Genomic DNA, 21,336 nt, shown 5'->3' with positions numbered 1-21,336 from the left:
ATGAGTAACAACACTACGGGGCAGTTTCACGGAACGACAATCCTCTGTGTAAACAGGGACGGCAAAACCGCGATGGGCGGAGACGGGCAGGTTACGCTCGGAGATGTGTCGGTGAAACATTCCGCTAACAAGATACGGAAGATTCATTTGGACAAGGTCTGCGTGGGTTTTGCCGGCTCAACGGCGGATGCGATAACGCTTTTTGACAGGTTTGAGGCAAAACTTGAGGAATTCAGCGGAAACCTCAAACGCGCTGCGGTGGAACTTGGAAAAGACTGGAGAACCGACCGGGTTTTGCGCCGTCTGGAAGCGCTTCTCGCCGTTGCCGACAAGGAGAATATGTTTATAATCTCCGGCGCCGGAGACATTCTTGAGCCCGATGACGGCATAATAGCCATAGGTTCAGGCGGCACATACGCGAGGGCGGCGGCGCGCGCCCTTGTGGGGTTTTCGAATTTGAGCGCTGAAAAGATTGTGCGCGAGTCGCTTTTGATAACTTCAGAGATTTGCATATACACAAACGACAAAATCCGCCTTGAGACGATTTGATGAACGGCAATTCATTCTTCACTCCGCGCGAGATAGTTTCCGAACTTGACAAATACATAATCGGGCAGGACAAAGCCAAAAGGTCCGTCTCAATCGCGCTCAGAAACAGGTGGCGCCGCCAGAACGTGAGTTCTGAGATGCGCGATGAAATTGTTCCGAAAAACATTCTGATGATGGGTCCCACAGGCGTTGGTAAAACTGAAATCGCCCGCCGTCTCGCTAAACTCTCACAGGCGCCTTTTATAAAGGTTGAAGCGTCAAAATTTACCGAAGTCGGCTACATGGGCAGAGACGTTGAGTCCATGATTCGCGACCTGACCGAAATTGGAGTCAAGATGGTCTCCGATGAGGAGTCTAAAGCGGTTCGCACCAAGGCGGAGGAATCTGCCGAGGAGAGAATGCTTGATCTTCTTCTGCCGTCCTCTCCCGAACCTGCTCCCGAAAATGCGCCGCAGTCCGCGCAATCGCCCGCCTCGGAAGCCCGCAAAGAGTCAGAGAAAAAAAGGACGAAGGAAAAGCTCAGAAAACTTCTGCGCGAGGGCAAGCTGGATGACAAAACCGTTGAGGTGGAAATTTCGGCCGCCGCAATGCCGTTCCAGATTCTCGGAACACAGAGTGTTGACGAAATAGACTTGAATTTACCCGAAATGCTCGGAAACCTCATGCCCCGGCAGACTAAGAGAAAAAAGGTGAATGTGCCCGCCGCGATGGAAATCCTTATACGGGAGGAGTCTCAAAAACTTGTTGATATGGACAAGGTTGTAACTCTCGCCATTGAGAGGATTGAGAATACGGGAATCATTTTCATTGACGAGATAGACAAAATCGCCGGAGGCAAGTCAAACTCCGGTCCCGATGTTTCGCGCGAGGGAGTCCAGCGCGATTTGCTGCCCATAATAGAAGGCTCCACGGTAAACACCAAGCACGGAATGGTCAAAACCGACCACATTATGTTCATCGGTGCGGGGGCGTTTCATGTTTCAAAGCCGTCAGACTTGATACCGGAAATTCAGGGGCGTTTTCCCGTGCGCGTTGAGCTTGAAGCGCTCGGGAAAAAAGAGATGGTCAAAATACTTACCGAAACAAAAAATGCCCTGACAAAACAGTATGTGGAGTTACTCAAAACCGAGGATATCACCCTTGTTTTCAAAAAAGACGCTATTGAAGAAATCGCCAAAATCGCGATGGAGGTGAACAGCACAACCGAGAACATAGGCGCGCGCAGGCTGCACACAATACTTGAGACAATTCTGGACGAAATATCCTTTCAGGCTCCTGATATGACGCGGAGCAAGGTTGAAATAGACGCCGCATATGTCAGGGAAAAAATATCCGACATCGCTTCAAACAAAGATTTGAGCAAATACATATTGTAGAAAAAAGACGCCTGTGCCGTGCGGGCAAGGTGTTATAGTGTTTTTTTCCGACAGGGAAGTCAGATGATGAACAAAGCGACAATTCTTGCCGAGGCGTTCCCTTACATAAAACAGTTTTACGGCAAAAATGTTGTCGTAAAATACAGCGGCAGCCTTGTGGGACCGTCTCTTGAAGGGTTCGCCCGGGACATCGCGCTTATGAAGTTTGTTGGAATCAAGCCGGTTGTGATTCACGGCGGCGGCAAGCAGATAGCGGCGCAACTTGAGAAAGAGGGCATTGAGTCGCGCTTTATAGCGGGCTTGAGGGTGACGGACAAAAAGGCGATAAAAACAGTTGCGAAAGTGCTTGCCGGCAGGGTCAACAAAACCATAGTCGCGGCGATAAAAAAGCAGGGAGCCAAAGCGATTGGCATATCGGGCAATGAGTTGGAAATGCTGACGGTTTGCAAGGCGGACATCAAGAAAATTGCCGGGGGGAGCGGCGTGAAGATTCCGCCGGACGCCGATTTGGGAATGGTGGGTGAAATAAAAAAAGTCAACGCAAAACTGCTGCGCCTTTACGAAAAAGACGGATACATACCCGTTATGGCTCCAATCGGACGGGACTCAAACGGCGACACTTATAACATCAACGCCGACCACGCCGCAGGCAAAGTGGCTTCGGCGCTCAAAGCGGAAAAACTCATTATGCTCACGGACGTGCGCGGGATAAAGGATGGAAAAAACAAACTGATTCCGTCCCTCAACTTCAAGCAGGCGGCGAAACTGATAAAAAATGGAACCATCGCGGACGGCATGCGTCCAAAAGCCGTTTGTTGCATGGAAGCCCTGTCCGAAGGGGTCCGCAAAGCGCACATAATAGACGGGCGCACGCTCCACGCGCTTATACTTGAAATCTTTACGGACGCCGGAGTTGGAACAGAAATAAAAAAATGAGCCGCGAAATAATCTCTTCCACGGACATAAACGCGATGAACACTTATTCGCGTTTTCCCATCGCCATAAGCAAAGGGCGCGGCGCGTGGCTTTGGGACACGGAGGGGAAAAAATATCTGGACTTCACTTCCGGCATCGCCGTAACGACTCTTGGGCATTGCCATACGGCTCTTGTGGAAGCGGCGAAAAAGCAGATAGATGAAGTCATTCACACCTCAAACCTTTTTTACACGGCTCCCCAGGCGCGGCTTGTTTCTCTTTTGACCGAACATTCTTTTGCGGACAGGGTGTTTCTGTGCAACAGCGGAACGGAGGCCTCTGAAGGCGCGATAAAACTCGCGAGGAGGTGGGCTGAAAAAAACGGGCGCGAAAAAACCGTTGTCTGCGCGGACGGCTCGTTTCACGGCAGAACTCTGGGAGCGCTCGCGGCAACGAGCGGACGGAGCTACCGGGACGGGTTTGACCCGCTTCCGGACGGGTTTGTTTTTGTTCCCTACGGCGAGCCGGAGAAAATCGCCAAAGCGCTGGACACGCACCGCGCCTGCGCTTTTATGGTTGAGCCGATACAGGGGGAGAACGGCGTTATAGTCCCGCCGGGAGACTATATGGCGCGCGCGCGGGAGATCTGCTCGAAAAAAGGCGCGTTGCTTGTGCTTGACGAAATTCAGACCGCAATGGGCAGGACGGGAAAGATGTTTTGTTATGAACACTCGGATGCCGCGCCGGACATTGCGGCAATCGCCAAAGGGCTCGGCGGCGGGGTGCCGTGCGGCGCGGTGCTCGCGACTGAAGAGGTCTCAGAGCATTTAACGCCCGGCTCGCACGGAAGCACTTTCGGCGGCGGTCCGTTTGCCTGCGCTTGCGCCGTGGCGGTGATTGAGGAGATACTGCGTTCAGGTCTGATTGAGAACGCGCGCAAGCGCGGAGAGCGTTTGCTCGGTGGCTTGCGGGCGGCGAATTTTGCCTCCGGCACTGTGAAAGAGGCGAGGGGCATGGGGTTGATGGCCGGGCTTGAATTTACATCGCCCGAGGCGGCAAAAAATATTACCGCCGTTTGCGCGGAGAAAGGACTTTTGACAATTCTTACAGCTCAAACGGTTATGAGGATGCTGCCGCCGCTTATTGTTACGGATGAAGAGATTGATTTTGCCGTGAACATAATAAAAGAATCCGTTGAGGAGGTTTGTGGAAAGTGAGCCGTCATTTTTTAAGTATTTTTGACCTTTCAAAAAGCGACATTTACCAAATAATATCGCGCGCTATTGAACACAAAGAGATGCATAAAACCGGAGCGGTGGGTCAGTCGCTTCAGGGCAAAGCCGTGGGGATTGTTTTTGAAAAACCGTCAACCCGCACGCGAGTTTCGTTTGAAGCGGCCGCCTCCCTGCTGGGGGCTCATCCGATTTTCATAGATTCGGGCTCAAGCCAGATAAATCGCGGCGAATCCCTTGAAGATACGGCAAAAGTTTTGTCGTCCTACCTTGATATAATTGTGATTAGAACGCACGGGCATGACCGGCTCAAATGTTTTGCGGACGTTTCGTCGGTTCCCGTGATAAACGCTTTGAGCGAACTGGAACATCCCACACAGGCGATTGCGGACATTCTCACCGTGGCGACCCATGACATTGATATGGAGAGTTTTAAACTCGCCTATGTCGGAGACGGCAACAACGTGGCGAACTCGCTGATTGGAATTTCATCAATTATTGGCTTTGACATTGCGGTTGCATGCCCCGTCGGTTGCGAGCCGGACGAAACTGTTTTGCAAAAAAGCGGAAACAGCAACGGCAGAGCGGCGCATATTACCATAACGGACAATCCGGTTGAAGCCGTTACGGACGCCGATGTTATTTACACCGATGTGTGGGTCAGCATGGGAAGCGAGAGCGGAGACGATGTCAAAAAGAAATTCGCCCCGTATCAGGTTAATTCCGAACTGCTTTCACACGCTCCCGAAGACACCGTTGTGATGCACTGTCTTCCCGCACACAGAGGGGAGGAAATCACCGCCGAAGTTATGGACGACAAGAGATTCATCGCCTTTGAACAGGCGGAGAATAAACTGCACGCGGCAAAAGCGGTTCTGGAGTTCATGCTGGATTGGAAAGAGGACTGATTAAGGAATCGGGTTCCTATCTTTTCGAAATCTTAGGCGGCGTAATTCCTTTCTGTTTCTGATATTTCCCTTTTTTGTCCGCGTAGGATTTTTCGCACACTTCATCGCCATCAAAGAACAGCACCTGTGCTATGCCTTCTCCGGCGTAGATTTTTGCCGGCAACGGGGTTGTGTTTGAAATCTCAAGGGTTACAAACCCTTCCCATTCGGGTTCAAACGGCGTTACGTTCACTATTATTCCACAGCGCGCATATGTTGATTTGCCCACGCACACTGTCAGTATGCTGCGCGGAATTCTGAAATATTCAACCGTTCTCGCCAGCGCAAATGAGTTCGGCGGAATAACACAATCGCCCTTGATTGAAACAAACGATTTTTTGTCAAAGTTTTTCGGGTCAATAAAGGTGCTGTGAATATTTGTAAACACCTGAAACTCGTCGCTCACCCTGATGTCGTAGCCGTAAGAGGAAAGCCCGTAGGAGATTTTCCCCTTGCTTACCTGCGACCGCACAAACGGCTCTATCATTTTGTTTTCCCGGGCCATTTTTCTTATCCATTTGTCGGATTTAATTCCTGCCATTTCTTTCTCCTTTTGGCGGCGTTTTTACGAAAACTGCCGCAGAAATCTTATGTCGTTTTCAAAGAAAAGTTTTATGTCGTCAATGCCGAATTTGAGCATTGCCATTCTTTCAACACCCATTCCAAACGCGAAGCCCGAATACTCTTTGGGGTCGTATCCAACGTTTTTGAACACCGCCGGGTCAACCATTCCACAGCCAATCACTTCAACCCATCCGGTTTTTTTGCAAACCCTGCAACCTTTCCCGCCGCATATGGCGCACTCTATGTCAACTTCGGCGCTCGGCTCGGTGAAAGGGAAAAAACTGGGTCTGAATCTGACGTTGGTTTCGCCGTCAAAATACATGTTGATGAAATTTATTATGACGGATTTGAGGTTCGCAAAACTCACGTTTCTGTCAACCATCAGCCCCTCAATCTGATGAAACATCGGCGAATGGGAAACATCGCTGTCGCATCTGTAAACCTTGCCGGGAACAACAACTCTCACCGGGGGCGGCTGTTTTTCCATAACCCGAATTTGAACCGGCGAGGTGTGAGTGCGTAAAACCATCTCGTCCGAAATATAAAAAGTGTCCTGCATGTCGCGCGCAGGGTGGTCTTTGGGAATATTGAGAGCCTCAAAATTGTAGTAATCAAGCTCCACTTCGGGGCCATCCACAATGGAAAAACCCAGACGCTCAAAAATCCCCGAAATCTCGCTCATTACAAGTGTTACGGGATGAAGCGAGCCGGTCTCCGTTCCACGTCCGGGGAGAGTAACATCTATCTTTTCCTCGGAAACCGATTTTTCCGCGCTGCTGTGCCTGAGGCTTGAAATTTTGTCGCGGACAAACCCTTCAATCTCGTCTTTTGCCGTGTTGAGCGCTGTACCCAGATCGCGTTTTTCCTTAAGAGAAAGGTCTTTCAGGGACTTCATCATTGAGGTTATGGAGCCGTTTTTCCCGGTGTAGTGAGACTTAATCCTGTGAACGGCGGACTCGCTTTCCGCCCCCGCAATTTCCGCGCGCGCCTGCTCTGTTTCGCTTTTCGCACGCTCACGGATTTCCTTGTTGCCGCTCATGTTGCTGTTGCGCCGTCCTGTTTTCTCATTTTTACCACGAAATAGGTCGCGACAAAAATTGAGGAATATGTTCCCGCTATCACGCCGATCATTAGAGTGAACGCGAAATCGTGAATGATTGCGCCTCCCAGAAAGAAAAGAGGAATGAGGACGATGAAAACAGTGATGGTCGTAAGAATTGTTCGCGACATAGTGCGCGAAATTCCCGTATTGACCGCAGTTTTGAAGTCGCCTGAAAAGTCGTCTTCGGCTTTGAGAGTTTCACGTATGCGGTCAAATATGACAATTGTGTCGTTCACCGAATATCCAACCACCATAAGAAGCGCGGCGACTATTGAAAGCGTAATCTCTTTGTCCGTAAAAGCCAGAAAACCCATGGTTATGACAACATCATGAACAAGCGCGACCACGGCTCCGGTCGCGTAGCCGAGTTCAAACCTGAAAATGAGATACAAAAGAACGGCGGCGCAGCCGAGTAACAGGGCGATAATCGCTTTTTTAACAAACTCCTTTCCGACATTGGGACCTATGTAGTCAATGCGCAGAATGCGCGCCTCCGCGAAACGAGCGCTTTCTCCGGCGGTTTTGGTGAAAGAGGTTCTGAATGTGTTGACTTTTTCCGATGACAGCGCGACCGCGGTAAACTTAACCAGAAACTCTTTGTCAGACGCTATTCCAAATCTCTGAACTGAAACCGGCTCGTATCCCGAAACGGTGAAAATCCGCCTGACTTCCGCCTCCGTTATCTGATTGTCCGAAGCGGGCGCCTTTATGTGAACTTCGGTCCCGCCCGTGAACTCAACTCCGGGCCTGGGCCCCCCGTCCATAACAATAGCGGCAACGCACGCTGTGATCAGCAACACTGAAAAAACCGCCGCGGAGCCGAACCGCGATGTAAAGTTGAAAACTCTCATAACGCCGCGCTCACGTTCCTTTTTCTCTCCATATAAATCCTGAAATAGAGCGCGCCACTATCAGATTGCTGAACACCGTGCAGACGATTCCCGCGCACAAGGTTGCCGCGAAGCCCTTTATTGGCCCGTTGCCGAACCAGAAAAGCACAAGCCCCGCGAGCAAAGTGGTAACGTTTGCGTCCAAAATTGTTCTGATTGACCTTTTGTATCCGGTTTCAATGGAGTGAAAATGGGATTTCCCCGCTCTCATCTCCTCTTTAATTCTCTCAAAAATGATTATGTTTCCGTCAACCGCGATTCCGAGAGTTAGAATCATTCCCGCGATGCCCGGAAAAGTGAGAGTTACGCCCAGAGAGGCGAGCAACCCCATTATCAGAAACATGTTAATTCCCAGCGCCAGATTGGCGACCACTCCGTGCGTGCCGTAGTAGAGAATCATGAACATGATAACGAGTGCGCCGCCCACTATCATTGAGAGTTTTCCTTTTTCCACTGAGTCTTTTCCGAGCGAAGGGCCTATGAGCCGCTCCTGTTCAACCGCAACCGGAACAGTCAACGCTCCCGAACGCAGAACAAGCGCCAAATCTCTGGCTTCCTCTTGCGTAAAAGAGCCCGTTATCTGCCCCTCGAAACTTATGCGGCTTTGAATAACCGGAGCCGATTTCACAATGCCGTCAAGAACAATCGCAAGCCGGTTTCCTATGTTCGCTTCGGTTAGTTTTCCGAACTTCCCCGCGCCCGCCCCCGAAAAACTGAACGAAACCGCAGGCGCGCCGAAATTGTCAAACGTGAGCCGCGCGTCCGATATATGCTCTCCCGTAACCGAACTTCCGGACTCGGTTACGAAGAAGTTTTCATTGCCGCCCTCAAAACTTTGATGGATTGACAGGTTTTTTTCTTTCAAATCTCTTTCGGTTGCCTCTCCCGCGTTGATGATTGCCTCGGAGCGCGAAAACCCCTGCCCGTGCACTTTTTTGAATTTCAGAACTGCGGTTTTTTTGATGATGTCAACAATTCTGTCCCTGTCTTTCTCCGAAGCGCCGGGAACCTGTATCACGATTTTGCTGTCTCCCAGCCGCGTGATTGACGGCTCCACCAGACCGAAATCAAGAACGCGGTTTTCTATGACCTGCCGAACCTGATCAATTGAACTGTCGCGTATTTCGGAGATGCCGTAGTTGTTCGGAAAAGTCCTGATACTCAGTTTTTCGGGTTCGGGCCGGATTGTGAGTTCGGGAAATTTTATCTCTATGGCTCTGAGCGCTTTTGAGAAAAAATCCGCTCTTGAGAACTTCATTGAGATGGCAAAATCTTTTATTTCAGTTTTTGTTATCGCCTCGGCGGGGTTTTCAAACTCTTCCCTGACTGTTGCGAGAACGCCTTCAAGCCGTCTATTGACGCCCTGGTCGGTTTCAACCGCCAGTTGAATGAAAACGCCGCCGCGAAGGTCAAGCCCGAGACGGATTCCCCGCGCCGGAAACGCCTTTGACCACCAGCCGGGCAACGCGTCGCCCCAGATGTTCGGAGCCAGAAAAATTACCGAAAGGGCAATCAGAGCTCCAACAATGACAAGCCAGAGTTTTGAAACTCCGCCCAATAGTCAGTTACCAGCCTCTTTTCCTGTTTTGGAAGCCGCCGCGGACAGCGTCGCCTTCACCGTTATTCCCTTCGCTATTTCAAGCGTGATAGTTTCCCCGTCTCTGTCGTTTATTGTCGCGTAGATGCCGCCGTTTGTGATGATTTCATCGCCGCGTTTGAGGTTTTTAAGCATCGCATCGCGTGCGCGCGAACGTTTCTGTTGCGGGCGTATGATTAAGAAATAGAAAATCACGAAAAGAAGAACAAAAGGCAGCAGACCCGTCAGCAGGGACTGTCCGCCTCCTTTTCCCTCCTGCGCGAAAACCTCTGAGGGGACATGAACAAAAAATAAGGCGGTAACCGCCAAGATGTGAAAATTGAAATTTTTCAAAATTTGAAACTCCTCCGCCAAGAAAGCGTTTTTTTTAAAGCAAAACCTGCGATTTTATAACCATTATGCCGTTTGTTTTCAAGAGACCGCGCCGCGCAATTTGCCGTCCGTGGTTTCCTAAAGTCCCAGAACTTCCTTCATCCCGTATATTCCGGCGGGTTTGCCGCAAATCCATCTCACCGCCTTTATTGCTCCCACGGCAAAAATTTCCCTGCCGTGCGCCTTATGCGAAAACTCAACCCTTTCGCCGCGTCCGAGGAATAAAACGGTGTGGTCTCCGGGAGTGTCGCCGCCGCGGATTGACTGTATTCCTATCTCGTTTTTCCCGCGCTTGTTGTTCGTCCCCTCTCTTGCGCACACGGCGGTTTTTTCAAGCGTTTTGCCCATTGCTTCGGCGGCGGCGCGGGCGAGTGCGAGAGCTGTTCCGCTTGGCGCGTCTGTTTTTGCCGAATGGTGCGTCTCCACTACCTCTATGTCAAAATCCGCGCCGAGTTTGCGCGTCGCGTCCGCGACAATGCTTTCAAGCAGATTTATTCCAACGCTCATGTTGGGCGCGATTACGCACGGAAAGGACTTTGCCGTGCGCTCAATCTCTTTGCGCTGTTTCGGGGAAAAGCCCGTTGTTCCCATAACCATCGCTTTGCCCGTCTTCGCGCACCACCGTGCGTGAGACAGAGCGGCTTCGGGCGATGTGAAGTCCACAATCACATCGGCGGATTCAGACGCTTTCCTTATGTTCTTAAAAACCTCAACACCCGCGACTTTCCGCCCGACCAGAACGTGTCCGGCTTTTTCATAAAGCCCCGCAATCTTTATGTCGCGCGTTTTCGCGGTTTCAGAGATTATCGCCGAGCCCATACGCCCCCCCGCTCCCGCTATAGATATTTGAATGGTTTTCATCTTTTACACTGTGAAAAATTAAAGTAGAATCAGTTTGTTTCCGGTTAGATTAAACGCCGGATGCGGCAGTTTCAAGAAACGCCGTAAAACATCTTGCAATGAAAAGCATGACGGGCTTCGGAAGAAGCGAAATGGGAGTTGAGGGCGGCCGACTCATTGTTGAGGCGCGAAGCGAAAACCACAGGTTTTTTGACGCGCGCATTCAGCTTCCCGAAGCGGTCGGATTTCTTGAGAACGACATTCTCAAACAGTTGAAAAAGGTCGCGCTGAGAGGGAAGGTAAAAATCACCGTCATATACGAGAACGACCGGGCGGACAGTCCTGAAATTGACTTCCGCGCCGCCCGCGCCGCGCTTGAGAGCCTCAAAAAACTTAAAAACCGTCTCGGTCTCAAAGGAGACATAACGGTTGACCACATACTGTCTTTCGGGGAATTGATTACAAAAACCGCGCCCGCACATAAGCCGGGGCGGAAAAAGGCGGGACTTATAACAAAGGCATCGGGGAGCGCGATTGAAAAACTGGACAAAAGCAAAAGCCGCGAGGGAAAACTTCTTCACAAGGACTTGCTTCTGCGCACAGCGAAATGTAAACGGATTGTGCTGAAAATCGGCAATGAGCGCGGTAAGCACGAAAAAGAGGTTAAGCGCAAACTCGCGGAGAAGGCACGCTCTCTCAAAAGCGAAAACGCGGACGAGGCAAGAATCTATCAGGAGATCGCCGCCGTGTCCGAGAAAAGTGACATAACCGAAGAGATAGTAAGGATGAACTCCCATCTCGTCCGTTTTTCGGAGTTTATTTCCAAGTCCAATGTTTCCGTGGGCAAAGAGCTTGATTTTCTCACTCAGGAGATGAACCGCGAAGCCGGAACCATTTCGGCAAAATCGAAATCCCCGGCCATTTCCCATTTGGCGGTGGATTTGAGGTCGGAGATAGAAAAAATGCGCGAGCAGGTTCAAAATGTGGAATAGCGGTTTTGAAACGCAAATCCGGTTGTGTTACCATTTGAGGGTCTCAGGGGTAACGGCAAAGCCCGAATTCATAACGGAGAAATAAAAAATATGAGTGTTCTTGTTGATAAAAACACCAAAGTGATAGTACAGGGAATTACCGGAAGCCAGGGGCTTTTCCACGCGACCCAGTGCAGGGAATACGGAACTTCGGTGGTCGGGGGCGTAACCCCCGGAAAGGGTGGAACCGAGGTTGAAGGGTTCAAGGTTTTTGATTCGGTCTCGCAAGCAGTGGACGAGACGCAGGCGAACGCTTCACTTATTTTTGTGCCGGCTCCCTTTGCCCTTGACTCCATACTTGAAGCCGCCGAAGCGGAAGTGGAACTTATAATCTGCATAACCGAGGGTATTCCGACCCGCGATGTTATGACAGTGAAAAACTTTCTCAAAGGGTCGCGCTCACGACTTGTGGGACCTAACTGCCCCGGCGTGATGACCCCCGGAGAGGCGAAGGTCGGAATCATGCCCGGATACATACACAAACCCGGCAGAGTGGGAGTCATATCCCGCAGCGGAACTCTGACATACGAGGCGGTGTGGCAGCTTTCCAACCTCGGTATAGGGCAGTCCTCGTGCGTGGGAATAGGCGGAGACCCGATAATCGGAACCACTTTCACGGACGCCCTTGAACTGTTCCAAAACGACCCCGACACAGACGCGATGGTGCTTATCGGCGAGATAGGCGGCAGCGATGAGGAAGAAGCGGCGGATTATATTAAAAACAACATTACCAAGCCGGTTGCCGCTTTTATCGCAGGCGCGACCGCTCCTCCGGGCAAAAGAATGGGGCACGCCGGAGCTATTATTTCGTCAAGTTTGGGCGGCGCGGAGGACAAGTTCAGAGCTCTTGAGCTTGCCGGCGCGGCGATTTGCAGAAGCCCCGCGGAAATGGGTGAAACGTTGAAAGGGAAGATGGAAAATAGTTGAGTTTTCCGCTCCGCCTTTTTCTATGGGCGTGGTAGTGGATGGAAAATCGCGAACAGATTTCAAAACAGACAAGCATCCTGTCTCTGCTTAAGAGGCATAAGCCACAACTTATATCGGGCATTGTTGCGCTTTCGGCGGTTGATCTGCTTCAAATGGCGATACCGCTGGTAATCAAGCAGGCCACTGACGCTTTTGTGCGCGGCGGGCCGGGCGCGGCGGATTTCGTCAAACTCTGCGCTTTTTACATTCTGGGCATGGGGGTCGCCATTTCGCTTTTCCGCTTCGGATGGCGCTATTTCATAATGGGCGCGGCGCGCAAGATAGAGCGCAGCCTCAGAGACGAATTTTTCTCTCATCTCCAGCGGCTTGACATATCTCAAATCACCTCGCGCAAAGTGGGGGATTTAATGGCTCACGCCGTCAACGATGTGGAAACTCTCAAGTACGCCTGCGGGCTCGGCGTTCTGGTCGCCTATGACGGAATGTTTCTTCTGGTTTTCATACTGGGCGCGATGTTTTACATATCGCCCCCGGTCGCGGCGGCGCTGTGCGTGCCGTTCGCGGTGATGATGATTTTCGTCATAAAAGGCGGAAGGGAGATAGAAAAACGGTTCAGAAAAACCCAGGACTCTTTTTCGCTTCTGACCGAAAGCGCCCGCAGACCGATTCTCGGCATCAAAGCGGTCAAATCTTTGCGCATGGAGGAGACCGAAACCGGGAACTTCGGTGAATCAAGCCTTCACTACGCGCAAAGCAACATCCACCTCGCCCGGCTCTGGGCCGTATATCAGCCCGCCATTTCGCTGTGTGTTGGAATCGCCGGAGTCACTTTTCTTCTGCTTGGCGGCGCGCGCGCGATAGAGGGCTCAATGACGCTTGGCGATTTCACCGCGCTGCTTGTCTATCTGTCAATGCTCTCCTGGCCCATGATGGCCATGGGCTGGGCGCAGGACATTTTGCGCAGGGGCAATTCCTCCATCAAACGTCTCAATTCCATTTTAAAACTCAGTGCCGGGTCGTACGGGCCGGAGGTGTTTGCGCGAATGAAGGGCGACCTGCAAGTGCGCGAAATCGGCGTTTCGTTCGGAAGTATGAAGATTCTTGACGGCTGTTCGTTCACAGCGCGCACGGGCGAAACCGCATGCATCGTGGGCGTAACGGGGTCGGGCAAAACCACGCTCGCGAACATAATCAGAGGAGAAACCGAACCCGATGGCGGCTCGGTGCTTATCGGCGGAACCGACACGCGGTCAATAAAACGCTCGCAACTTAAAAGAGATTTCGTCCGCATTGACCGCGAGGCGTTTATCTTCAGCGGTACGGTGAGGGAAAATATCAACTTTATGCAACTCCGCTCTGACGGGGAAACCCGCCGCGCGATGGAAATATGCGGAATGACCGAAGAGGTTGAAGGGTTTGAACAGGGCCTTGACTCGGTTCTCGGAGAGCGGGGAATCAACATTTCCGAAGGACAGAAGCAGAGGATTTCAATCGCCCGCTCGGTCATTTTTGAGCCGGCGGTTTTAATCCTTGATGACGCGCTTTCGTCCGTTGACCTTTCAACCGAAGCGAAGGTAACGGGCAACTTATGCCGCTGGGCGAAGGAGACGGGAACGGTGCTGATTATTATCTCAAGCCGCACCAATTCCTCGCATCTGGCGGACGTGATTATGGTTCTGGACGGCGGAAAAATCGCCGAACGGGGGACACATTCGGAACTTGCGGCGCGAGACGGCATATACGCCGGAATGCGCAGGATACAGACGCAATGAACGGCAACAGAGGAGAGAAAAATATATTCATCGCCTTGCGCGACAGAAAGATGCTGTCGTGGCTCGCGGGATTTATCAGGCGGCGCGGCGGTTTTCTCGCGGCGGCTTTTGTTCTTATGACCTGCACCGCCGCGCTTGAAATTGCCGTGCCATATATCGCACGGCACGCGGTTGACAACCATATTTCGCTTTTGTGGCAAAAAGACTCCACAGGCGAAATTGTTGATGTCGCCTCTTCTGTGCCCCCGACCCGGAGCGGGGAGACCGAAAGATACCTTGTGGTTGACACAAGCGACCCCGCTTCGGAATCATCAAAAATAGCGGCGCGCAACCCCGAACTGTTTGAGCGCGCTCGCGGCACGGCGCACATAAGCGAAAAGAATTTGCTGTTATTGCCGGACGGCGAAATCAAAACTCTCAGGGCGGCGGATGTGGACGGCATTGTCCGCCTCGCGGTTCTCATGATGCTTTGTGTTATCGGAATTTTTTCCATGTCTTCGCTCTCAAACTATTTACTCAAAGTGTCGGGCGAACACATAATTCACGACATCAGGGAGCGGACTTTCAGGCGCATAATGTCTTTGCCGCAGAAGTTTTTTGACGAAAACCCGACCGGCAGAATCACAACGCGGGTTACCAACGATTTGAACTCCATAAGCGATATGTATTCTTCGGTGGTTGTTCAGATGCTCAAAGATCTGTTCCTTGTCGTCGGGGTGGCGGTTGTGATGTTCAGCCTTGATTCCGACCTTGCGCTGATGATGATATCCATAGTCGGCGGCGCGGCGTTTGTGGCGCATTTCTTCCGCAGGCGGCTCAGGTTTTCGCACCGCAGAATAAGGCGCTCAATAGCGCGGCTCAACTCATTTGTGCAGGAAAGCGTAAGAGGAATTCAAATCATAAAAGACTACGGCAAAGAGGAGCAGAACTTCCGCAGATTCAGGGAGACGAACAAGGAGAATTTTCTCGCCAATATGGAGCAACTGTGGGTTTTTGAGGTTTTTCGCCCGTTTATTGAATACGCCGCGGTCGCAGCGATAGGGATTATAATCTGGAAGGGCGGCACGGGGGTTATTGACGGAAAGTTCACGGCGGGGACTCTGATAGCGTTTATCTATTACACAAGAATGATGTTCCGACCCGTGCTTGAGGTGTCGGAAAAATACAACATCCTTCAGTCCGCCATAGCGGCGACTGAAAACCTTTACGACATCAACGAGGTTGAGCCGGAGAGGGCGGGCGAATTGTCGTCCTCTGCGCGCGGAGGCGGGATGGAGTTTCAAAACGTGTGGTTTTCCTACGAGGGCGGAAGAAGCGTTCTGAAAGATGTGTCTTTCAAGGTGTCCGCGGGCGAGTGGGTGGCGATTGTGGGGCTTACGGGTTCGGGCAAATCCACCATGTTCAACCTTATGTTCCGCCTCTACGAGCCGCAGAGAGGCAAGATACTTTTTAACGGCATTGACATCGCGCACGCTGACCTGGAATGGCTCAGAAGCCGGATTACGCCCGTTTTTCAGGAAAGAAAATATTATGAGAAAAAGGACGATTCGCGCAGCAGCGGTCTGTCTTCGGGGGAGGAGCAGATTAAGAACATTGACGAAGTTCTGGCGGGCGAGCCCGCGATTGTGATTATGGACGAGGCGACATCCAACATGGACGCGAAAACCGAGAGGGACTCCATCAAAAAAGCCCGGGATTTGTCTCTCAAAAGAGGCTTCAGCTTAATAACCATAGCGCACCGGCTTTCAAGTGTGCGCAAGGCGGACAGAATAATGGTTGTCCACAAGGGCGAGATTGTTGAAATGGGAACCCACCGCGAACTCAGCGCCCTGCGCGGGGTTTACAGCTCTCTGGACAAATTCGCCAGCGGCTAAAGAATCTCCAGCAATTTCAGACCGGAAAGAACTATGGCGACCATCAGGAAATAGCGCACCGCGCTTGCGCCTTTTTTGACCGAAAGTTTTGCTCCCCACCATCCGCCGAGCGCCGAACCCGCCGCGAGGTTCAGTCCTTTGAAAATATCAACATCGCCGTAATAAAAAAATATGCAGACCGCCGGAACCGTGTAAACCAGCACGATAATGATTTTGCGCGCGTTGACGGATGCAATGCTTCCGCCGACCAGATGAAACAGAAGCGCCATAATCATAAGTCCGATTCCGACCTGTATGAAGCCCCCGTAAAAACCCGCCGCCACGAGTCCCGGATAAATGAGCCAGCGCCGCCCGCTGCGACCCTCTCCGCCTTTCTTCAATGACGGCAGAAACATTGACGCCGCCACCGCCATAATCGCTATGGCGACTATTTTTTTGAACAACTCATCGTCAATCGTTACCGCCGCAAAAACGCCGCAAACCATTCCGGGCAAGGTCAAAAGCGACAGTTTAAGGGAATGGCGCAAATCCACCGCGCGCTCTTTTGAGAAAGACGCTGTCGCCGATATGTTCTGAATCATGATTGAAAGGCGGTTTGTTCCATTCGCTTCGCCTCCGTCCAGACCGAGAAAAATAAGAGCCGGCAGGGACAGCACCGACCCGCCGCCCGCCGTAACGTTTATGACTCCGACCACAACTCCGATGAGAAACAGAGAAACCGGCGGAAGTAATGCCGTAACCTCAGCGGAAAAAAACTCCGCCATTATTCAACCCGCAGGTGCTCCACATTTTCATCGGACGAAACCAGAATGTCCGTTGTGGTCGTGAGAAACAGTCCGTGCTCAACGATTCCCGCTCTCCATACAAGCGCTTCGGCAATAATTTTCGGGTCATAAAGGGGGCCGAAATCGCAGTCCAGAATGTAGTTTTTTTCGTCCGTTTTGAAGGTTTTGCCGTTTTCGTCTTTTCTGAGTTCCATAAAGGTCGCGCCGAGGGTTGAGATAAATCTGCACGCCGGTCCGACCGCGAACGGTATAACCTCAACCGGAACACGGCAGTTCAGTCCGATTTTTTCGGACAGTTTGCTTTTGTCTATAACAATGATGTTTCTTGAACTTTCCTGAGCAACGATTTTTTCGCGAAACATCGCTCCACCACCGCCCTTGATGACATTGAAGTTGCGGTCAACTTCGTCCGCGCCGTCAATCGTTATGTCAATCGCCGAGTCGCGCTTGAATTTGTCGTATCTGGTGAGACCGAGCGATTTTGCGTAAGCGGCGGTTTTAATTGAACTCGGCACGCACACTATTTTTTCTATGACGCCTGACAGGACTTTTTCCGCAAGGTATTCAATTGCAAATGCGGAGGCTTTTCCCGTTCCCAGCCCGACAACCATTCCGGATGAAACAAAATCAACGGCCATTGAAGCGGCTTTGCGAACCACTTGTTCATCAATGTCTCGCGCGCGGCGATGTTTCTTGTGAATTCCCATTGGAAATGGACGGGTTTACTATACTTGAGGCGCAGGTGCGTCTCAATAATTTTGGCTCAAACACACACACACTAAAGAAGTTTCAACAGTTTTGAAAGCCGCGCAATTGCGCCGGCGGGGTCGGAATTGAAAACTATTTGCACGACCTCTCTTCCCGCATTTTCAAGCGCTTCCCGGTCGCCGAGCATTTGAGCGTTTTTGAGAATTTCAAACTCCACGCCGCCGCTTACGGGCGCATCCGGCGGAATTTTTATCCCTCTGCGGCATTTTCCGCAAAGTTGAATGAAGATTCCGTTTCCGGCGTCTCCCTTATGAATCTGCCCGGAAGAGTGAAGATACGCGGGTCCCCAGTCCGCCGTAACCGGAATGCCGAAGGTTTTTACCAGACTTGCGCGCAGAGATTCAACACAATCGCGCAGTTTTTCATCCGAGCCGTCAAGAAATGCCTGAATGGAAAAATATCCGCCGCGTTTTTTTTCTTTTGCCTTTTTCTCAAAATAAGCGCGCAAATCCCCGCCGTTTTTCGCCATGTGTGTCCTGAACTCAATATCTCCGTCCGTGAAATCCGCAGGGCCCGTGGGGAGATTGCCCTCGCGCCGGTGGATTTCCAAAAGGCGGCGCGCCTGCGCCTTCGCGCTTTCCACATCGGGCTGGTCAAACGGGTTCACTCCCCAAAGCGCTCCCAGAACCGCGACCGCGACCTCCCACCGAAAAATTTCTCCGCCAAGCGCGTTTTTGTTCTCCACAACCGTCATCACAACCGGCATTCCGCTTCCGGCAACCGCGCGCGCCCGGTCCATAAGTTTTTCGTCGTCTTTCAGACAGACAAAAAACGCGCCGCCCGCGCCGCAGTCCGTCCCAATCGGGTGAGCGACCGGCAGAACTGTCATCCCGTCTTTGCCCACGCTTTCGCCGACTATCTGCTCCACAAATTTGTCAAAGCCCGCGATGGCGTCCGAACAGCGGACATAAAACGCGCCGTTTCCGTTTTTGCTGAAAAAATCAATTGCGCCCGCGAGATTTAGAGCGGTGTTGCCCTCCGGCAATGCGCGCTCGCCGCGCAGTTCCCGGGCCATATCCCGCGCGCTTGACAGAATCGCGCCCACATCCGCCCCTGCAATTGCGGCGGGAACCATTCCGAACACGGAAAGAGGCGAAAAACGCCCGCCGACCGTTTTGTCTCCGGTGAAAATTTCGGCAAATCCGCGTTCACTTGCGCTCTCAAAAAGCGGCGTGCCTTCATCCGTTATCGCGGCAAACCTTTGCGCCGCCCCGTCCGCTCCGAGTTTTTCGGAGAGACGCTCAAAAAAGAAAGACGCCGCCGAGACGGTTTCAACGGTCTCACCTGATTTTGACGAGACGATAAAAAAAGTTTTATTCCAGTCCGTGTTTTTACAAACCCGTGCGATTGTGTCCGCAACCGTTGTGTCAATAACGGTGAGGCGCGCGCCGCCGGAATCCGCGAACGCGCGCGCGAAGACCTTTGATATCAGGGCTGAGCCGCCCATCGCGATGAGAATGACGTTTTTAATTCCGCCGTTTTTCAGGTGCGCGGAAAAGCCGTTGATTTTTTCAAGCGCACGCGCGGTGTTTTCAGGAAGCGAAAGCCATCCGAGCCGGCTGGCAATCAAATCGGCGTCTCCTTTCCACAGCGAGGGGTCGCGTTCCCAAAGCCGTTTTATGATGACGCCGTCCGTGGAATTTTTCAGTGCCTTTTCAAATTCTCCGGATGAGCCGCCGGGTATTTCAATGTAGTTCGCGCAGATGTTTTTGCCCGTCATTTTTTCCGAATGAGTTTCCTCGCGATGGAGAATATATTTTTTTCATCAAATCCGAATTCCTTCATAACATCGCCGCCGGGAGCAGATTCACCGAAAGTGTCAATTCCGAGAGAAAAGGTTCGTTCTCCCGCCCCCGTGTGTCTTTCCCAGCCGAGTGTTGAAGCCGCCTCGACCGAAAGGCGCGTTTTTACCGAAGGTGGAAGCACGCGGTTTTTGTAGGTTGCGGGCTGGCGGTCAAAGATTTCCCAACAGGGCATGCTGACGACCCGCGATTTCACGCCCGCTTTGAGAAGCTTTTTGTGAACGCCCACGCACGGCGCGACTTCCGAGCCGGTCGCGATAATTATGATTTCCGGCTTGCCCGCGCAGTCCGCCGCGATATACGCGCCGCGCACGGCGCCACCCGAACGCGCCCCCTCCGTTTCCAGAACCGGAACGTTCTGCCGCGTCAGTGCGAGCGCGGCCGGTTTGCGCGATTCAACTATTACGGGCCACAGTGCGCTGAGTTCATTCCCGTCCGCGGGCCTTATGACATTAAGCCCCGGAGTGGCTCTCAGTGAGGCCAGATGCTCAACGGGCTGGTGCGTGGGCCCGTCTTCGCCGACCCCGATGCTGTCGTGTGAAAACACATAGACGACCGGCAAATTCATAAGCGCGGACAGACGCAATGCGGGTTTGAGATAGTCCGAAAAAACGAAGTAGCACGAAGCGTAGGGTCTGAGTCCGCTGAGAGCGAGACCGTTGCAGAACGCCGCCATTGAGTGCTCGCGTACTCCAAAACGGAAATTTCTTCCGCCGCACTGTGCGGCGTTGAAAGTTCCGGCGGCTTTAATATTTGTTTTTGTTGAGTCCGCCACATCCGCCGCGCCTCCGACAAACCATGGAATTTTCGCGCTTATCTCCTCCATGATTTTGCCGTTGCAGGTTCTCGTGGCAACCGAGTCGCCATCGCTGAAAACGGGCAGGTCCCGTGCCCAGCCCTTTGGTGTGGAGCCTTTGCAAATCGCTTTTAATTCGGCGGCGGCGGCGGGGTGTTTTTTCGCATATCTGTCAAAAAGCGCCTTCCATTGTTTTTCAAGTTTCTTTCCCTTTTTTATGACCGATGAACGGTAGGCGGCGACCTCTTTCGGAACATAAAAATCCGGCGCGGATTTGATTCCGTAAAACTTTTTCGTCAGAGCCACTTCTTCTTTGCCGAGCGGCGCGCCGTGCGCTTCCGGAGTGTTTTCCTTGCCGGGACTGCCGAAGGCTATGCGGCTTTTGACCGTAACAAGCGCGGGCATTTTGCTTTTTACGGCTTTGGAATACGCATCTTCAAGAGCCGTGAGATTGTTCGCGTCCGCCACGCTGAAAACCTTCCATCCATAAGCGGCAAATCTGTCTTTGACGTTTTCGGAGAACGAAATGTCGGTTTTGCCGTCAATCGTGATGCTGTTGTCATCGTAAATCCAGACCAGATTGTCCAGTTTCAGATGCGCCGCAAGCGAGGCCGCTTCGGAGGTGATTCCCTCCATCATGTCGCCGTCGCTGAGTATGGAGAAAACGTTGTATCCCGCGACCGGAAAACCGGGCTTGTCAAAGCGGTTTGAAAGCCATTTTCCCGCCGCCGCCATTCCGACCGAGGTTGCCGCTCCCTGCCCGAGGGGGCCCGTTGTGGTTTCAACTCCGGAAATAAGCCCGTATTCGGGGTGGCCCGCGCATTTGCCTCCGAGCCGCCGGAATTTTTTTATGTCCTCAATGGAAACTCCGTAGCCGGATATGTGAAGCATTGAATACAAAAGCATTGAGGCGTGTCCGGCGGAGAGCACGAAGCGGTCGCGTGCGCTCCACGCGGGGTTCGACGGGTTGTGCCTGATAAATTTGTCCCACAATTTGAAGGCGGCGGGGGCAAGCGCCATGGGCGTGCCGGGATGCCCCGACTGCGCTTTTTCAACGGCGTCCATTGAAAGAGTTCTGACGCAATTAACAATTTTCATTGTCGCGGTTTTTCTCATTTTGAAACTCAAGTTTTGCAGGAAAACATATATGAAACCACAAATTTGCCCACTTGCAATAGAGGGGAAAGTTTTGCTTTT

19 protein-coding genes are annotated in these 21,336 nt (G+C 52.1%); 9 read left to right on the top strand and 10 right to left on the bottom strand.

The window, feature by feature from the left end:
- The 5 genes from hslV (at position 1) to argF (ending at position 4,980) form a co-directional block, all read left to right on the top strand.
- Positions 1-549, top strand: a complete 549-nt coding sequence (gene hslV, locus ACY430_RS05865; protein ID WP_462137959.1) for an ATP-dependent protease subunit HslV — start codon at positions 1-3, stop codon at positions 547-549.
- Positions 549-1,925 carry an ATP-dependent protease ATPase subunit HslU gene (gene hslU, locus ACY430_RS05860; protein ID WP_462137958.1) on the top strand — a complete coding sequence of 459 codons (1,377 nt, stop codon included), beginning with the start codon at positions 549-551 and terminating at the stop codon, positions 1,923-1,925. Before hslV ends, hslU begins: the two co-directional genes overlap by 1 nt.
- 63 nt (positions 1,926-1,988) lie before the next feature.
- A complete protein-coding gene (argB, locus tag ACY430_RS05855) occupies positions 1,989-2,861 on the top strand; it encodes an acetylglutamate kinase (RefSeq protein ID WP_462137957.1) in 873 nt (290 codons plus the stop codon).
- Positions 2,858-4,057, top strand: coding sequence for an aspartate aminotransferase family protein (locus ACY430_RS05850; RefSeq protein ID WP_462137956.1), 1,200 nt, complete (start codon positions 2,858-2,860; stop codon positions 4,055-4,057). Before argB ends, ACY430_RS05850 begins: the two co-directional genes overlap by 4 nt.
- A complete protein-coding gene (argF, locus tag ACY430_RS05845; protein WP_462137955.1) occupies positions 4,054-4,980 on the top strand; it encodes an ornithine carbamoyltransferase in 927 nt (308 codons plus the stop codon). The genes ACY430_RS05850 and argF overlap by 4 nt, the downstream gene beginning before the upstream one ends.
- A 16-nt stretch (positions 4,981-4,996) precedes the next feature.
- On the opposite strand, the gene dcd is transcribed toward argF, so the two are convergent.
- The 6 genes from dcd to dapB form a co-directional block, all read right to left on the bottom strand.
- Positions 4,997-5,560, bottom strand: coding sequence for a dCTP deaminase (gene dcd, locus ACY430_RS05840; protein WP_462137954.1), 564 nt, complete (start codon positions 5,558-5,560; stop codon positions 4,997-4,999).
- Between the two features lie 24 nt (positions 5,561-5,584).
- The gene (pheS, locus tag ACY430_RS05835) at positions 5,585-6,604 is read right to left on the bottom strand and encodes a phenylalanine--tRNA ligase subunit alpha (protein ID WP_462137970.1); all 1,020 of its coding nucleotides are present in this window, start codon (positions 6,602-6,604) and stop codon (positions 5,585-5,587) included.
- 14 nt (positions 6,605-6,618) lie between these two features.
- Positions 6,619-7,536, bottom strand: a complete 918-nt coding sequence (secF, locus tag ACY430_RS05830; protein WP_462137953.1) for a protein translocase subunit SecF — start codon at positions 7,534-7,536, stop codon at positions 6,619-6,621.
- 10 nt (positions 7,537-7,546) lie between these two features.
- Entirely contained in the window at positions 7,547-9,133 is a 1,587-nt protein-coding gene (gene secD / locus ACY430_RS05825; protein WP_462137952.1) for a protein translocase subunit SecD, read from the bottom strand.
- A 3-nt stretch (positions 9,134-9,136) separates the two neighbouring features.
- Complete coding sequence (yajC, locus tag ACY430_RS05820) at positions 9,137-9,505, bottom strand: preprotein translocase subunit YajC (protein ID WP_462137951.1); 369 nt, start codon at positions 9,503-9,505, stop codon at positions 9,137-9,139.
- A gap of 117 nt (positions 9,506-9,622) precedes the next feature.
- The gene (gene dapB / locus ACY430_RS05815; RefSeq protein WP_462137950.1) at positions 9,623-10,405 is read right to left on the bottom strand and encodes a 4-hydroxy-tetrahydrodipicolinate reductase; all 783 of its coding nucleotides are present in this window, start codon (positions 10,403-10,405) and stop codon (positions 9,623-9,625) included.
- 98 nt (positions 10,406-10,503) lie between these two features.
- Here dapB and ACY430_RS05810 point away from each other — a divergent pair, with 98 nt between their 5' ends.
- From ACY430_RS05810 to ACY430_RS05795, 4 genes are all read left to right on the top strand, one after another.
- On the top strand, positions 10,504-11,376 hold the full coding sequence (locus tag ACY430_RS05810) for a YicC/YloC family endoribonuclease (RefSeq protein WP_462137949.1): 873 nt from the start codon (positions 10,504-10,506) through the stop codon (positions 11,374-11,376).
- 90 nt (positions 11,377-11,466) lie between these two features.
- The gene (gene sucD / locus ACY430_RS05805) at positions 11,467-12,342 is read left to right on the top strand and encodes a succinate--CoA ligase subunit alpha (RefSeq protein WP_462137948.1); all 876 of its coding nucleotides are present in this window, start codon (positions 11,467-11,469) and stop codon (positions 12,340-12,342) included.
- A gap of 38 nt (positions 12,343-12,380) precedes the next feature.
- Positions 12,381-14,114, top strand: a complete 1,734-nt coding sequence (locus ACY430_RS05800; protein ID WP_462137947.1) for an ABC transporter ATP-binding protein — start codon at positions 12,381-12,383, stop codon at positions 14,112-14,114.
- On the top strand, positions 14,111-15,988 hold the full coding sequence (locus ACY430_RS05795) for an ABC transporter ATP-binding protein (protein ID WP_462137946.1): 1,878 nt from the start codon (positions 14,111-14,113) through the stop codon (positions 15,986-15,988). The genes ACY430_RS05800 and ACY430_RS05795 overlap by 4 nt, the downstream gene beginning before the upstream one ends.
- Here the strand turns inward: ACY430_RS05795 and ACY430_RS05790 are convergent.
- From ACY430_RS05790 to tkt, 4 genes are all read right to left on the bottom strand, one after another.
- Entirely contained in the window at positions 15,985-16,752 is a 768-nt protein-coding gene (locus tag ACY430_RS05790; protein WP_462137945.1) for a sulfite exporter TauE/SafE family protein, read from the bottom strand. The genes ACY430_RS05795 and ACY430_RS05790 overlap by 4 nt on opposite strands.
- A complete protein-coding gene (gene rpiA, locus ACY430_RS05785; RefSeq protein ID WP_462137944.1) occupies positions 16,752-17,480 on the bottom strand; it encodes a ribose 5-phosphate isomerase A in 729 nt (242 codons plus the stop codon). The genes ACY430_RS05790 and rpiA overlap by 1 nt, the downstream gene beginning before the upstream one ends.
- Before the next feature lie 71 nt (positions 17,481-17,551).
- The gene (locus ACY430_RS05780) at positions 17,552-19,261 is read right to left on the bottom strand and encodes a hypothetical protein (protein ID WP_462137943.1); all 1,710 of its coding nucleotides are present in this window, start codon (positions 19,259-19,261) and stop codon (positions 17,552-17,554) included.
- On the bottom strand, positions 19,258-21,237 hold the full coding sequence (gene tkt / locus ACY430_RS05775) for a transketolase (RefSeq protein WP_462137942.1): 1,980 nt from the start codon (positions 21,235-21,237) through the stop codon (positions 19,258-19,260). Before tkt ends, ACY430_RS05780 begins: the two co-directional genes overlap by 4 nt.
- Positions 21,238-21,336 lie beyond the last annotated feature (99 nt).

This window comes from Candidatus Mycalebacterium sp. (assembly GCF_977828045.1).
The sequence above is the reverse complement of the archived record's forward strand: the minus strand, read 5'-3'. Positions and strand labels throughout refer to the sequence as shown.

Bases quoted from the DNA above. Each gene is read 5' to 3' on its own strand.
- hslV (WP_462137959.1), top strand. From the start codon at position 1: ATGAGTAACAACACTACGGGGCAGTTTCACGGAACGACAATCCTCTGT.
- hslU (WP_462137958.1), top strand. From the start codon at position 549: ATGAACGGCAATTCATTCTTCACTCCGCGCGAGATAGTTTCCGAACTT.
- argB (WP_462137957.1), top strand. From the start codon at position 1,989: ATGATGAACAAAGCGACAATTCTTGCCGAGGCGTTCCCTTACATAAAA.
- ACY430_RS05850 (WP_462137956.1), top strand. From the start codon at position 2,858: ATGAGCCGCGAAATAATCTCTTCCACGGACATAAACGCGATGAACACT.
- dcd (WP_462137954.1), bottom strand. From the start codon at position 5,560: ATGGCAGGAATTAAATCCGACAAATGGATAAGAAAAATGGCCCGGGAA.
- secF (WP_462137953.1), bottom strand. From the start codon at position 7,536: ATGAGAGTTTTCAACTTTACATCGCGGTTCGGCTCCGCGGCGGTTTTT.
- dapB (WP_462137950.1), bottom strand. From the start codon at position 10,405: ATGAAAACCATTCAAATATCTATAGCGGGAGCGGGGGGGCGTATGGGC.
- ACY430_RS05810 (WP_462137949.1), top strand. From the start codon at position 10,504: ATGAAAAGCATGACGGGCTTCGGAAGAAGCGAAATGGGAGTTGAGGGC.
- sucD (WP_462137948.1), top strand. From the start codon at position 11,467: ATGAGTGTTCTTGTTGATAAAAACACCAAAGTGATAGTACAGGGAATT.
- ACY430_RS05800 (WP_462137947.1), top strand. From the start codon at position 12,381: ATGGAAAATCGCGAACAGATTTCAAAACAGACAAGCATCCTGTCTCTG.
- ACY430_RS05795 (WP_462137946.1), top strand. From the start codon at position 14,111: ATGAACGGCAACAGAGGAGAGAAAAATATATTCATCGCCTTGCGCGAC.
- ACY430_RS05790 (WP_462137945.1), bottom strand. From the start codon at position 16,752: ATGGCGGAGTTTTTTTCCGCTGAGGTTACGGCATTACTTCCGCCGGTT.
- rpiA (WP_462137944.1), bottom strand. From the start codon at position 17,480: ATGGGAATTCACAAGAAACATCGCCGCGCGCGAGACATTGATGAACAA.
- ACY430_RS05780 (WP_462137943.1), bottom strand. From the start codon at position 19,261: ATGACGGGCAAAAACATCTGCGCGAACTACATTGAAATACCCGGCGGC.
- tkt (WP_462137942.1), bottom strand. From the start codon at position 21,237: ATGAAAATTGTTAATTGCGTCAGAACTCTTTCAATGGACGCCGTTGAA.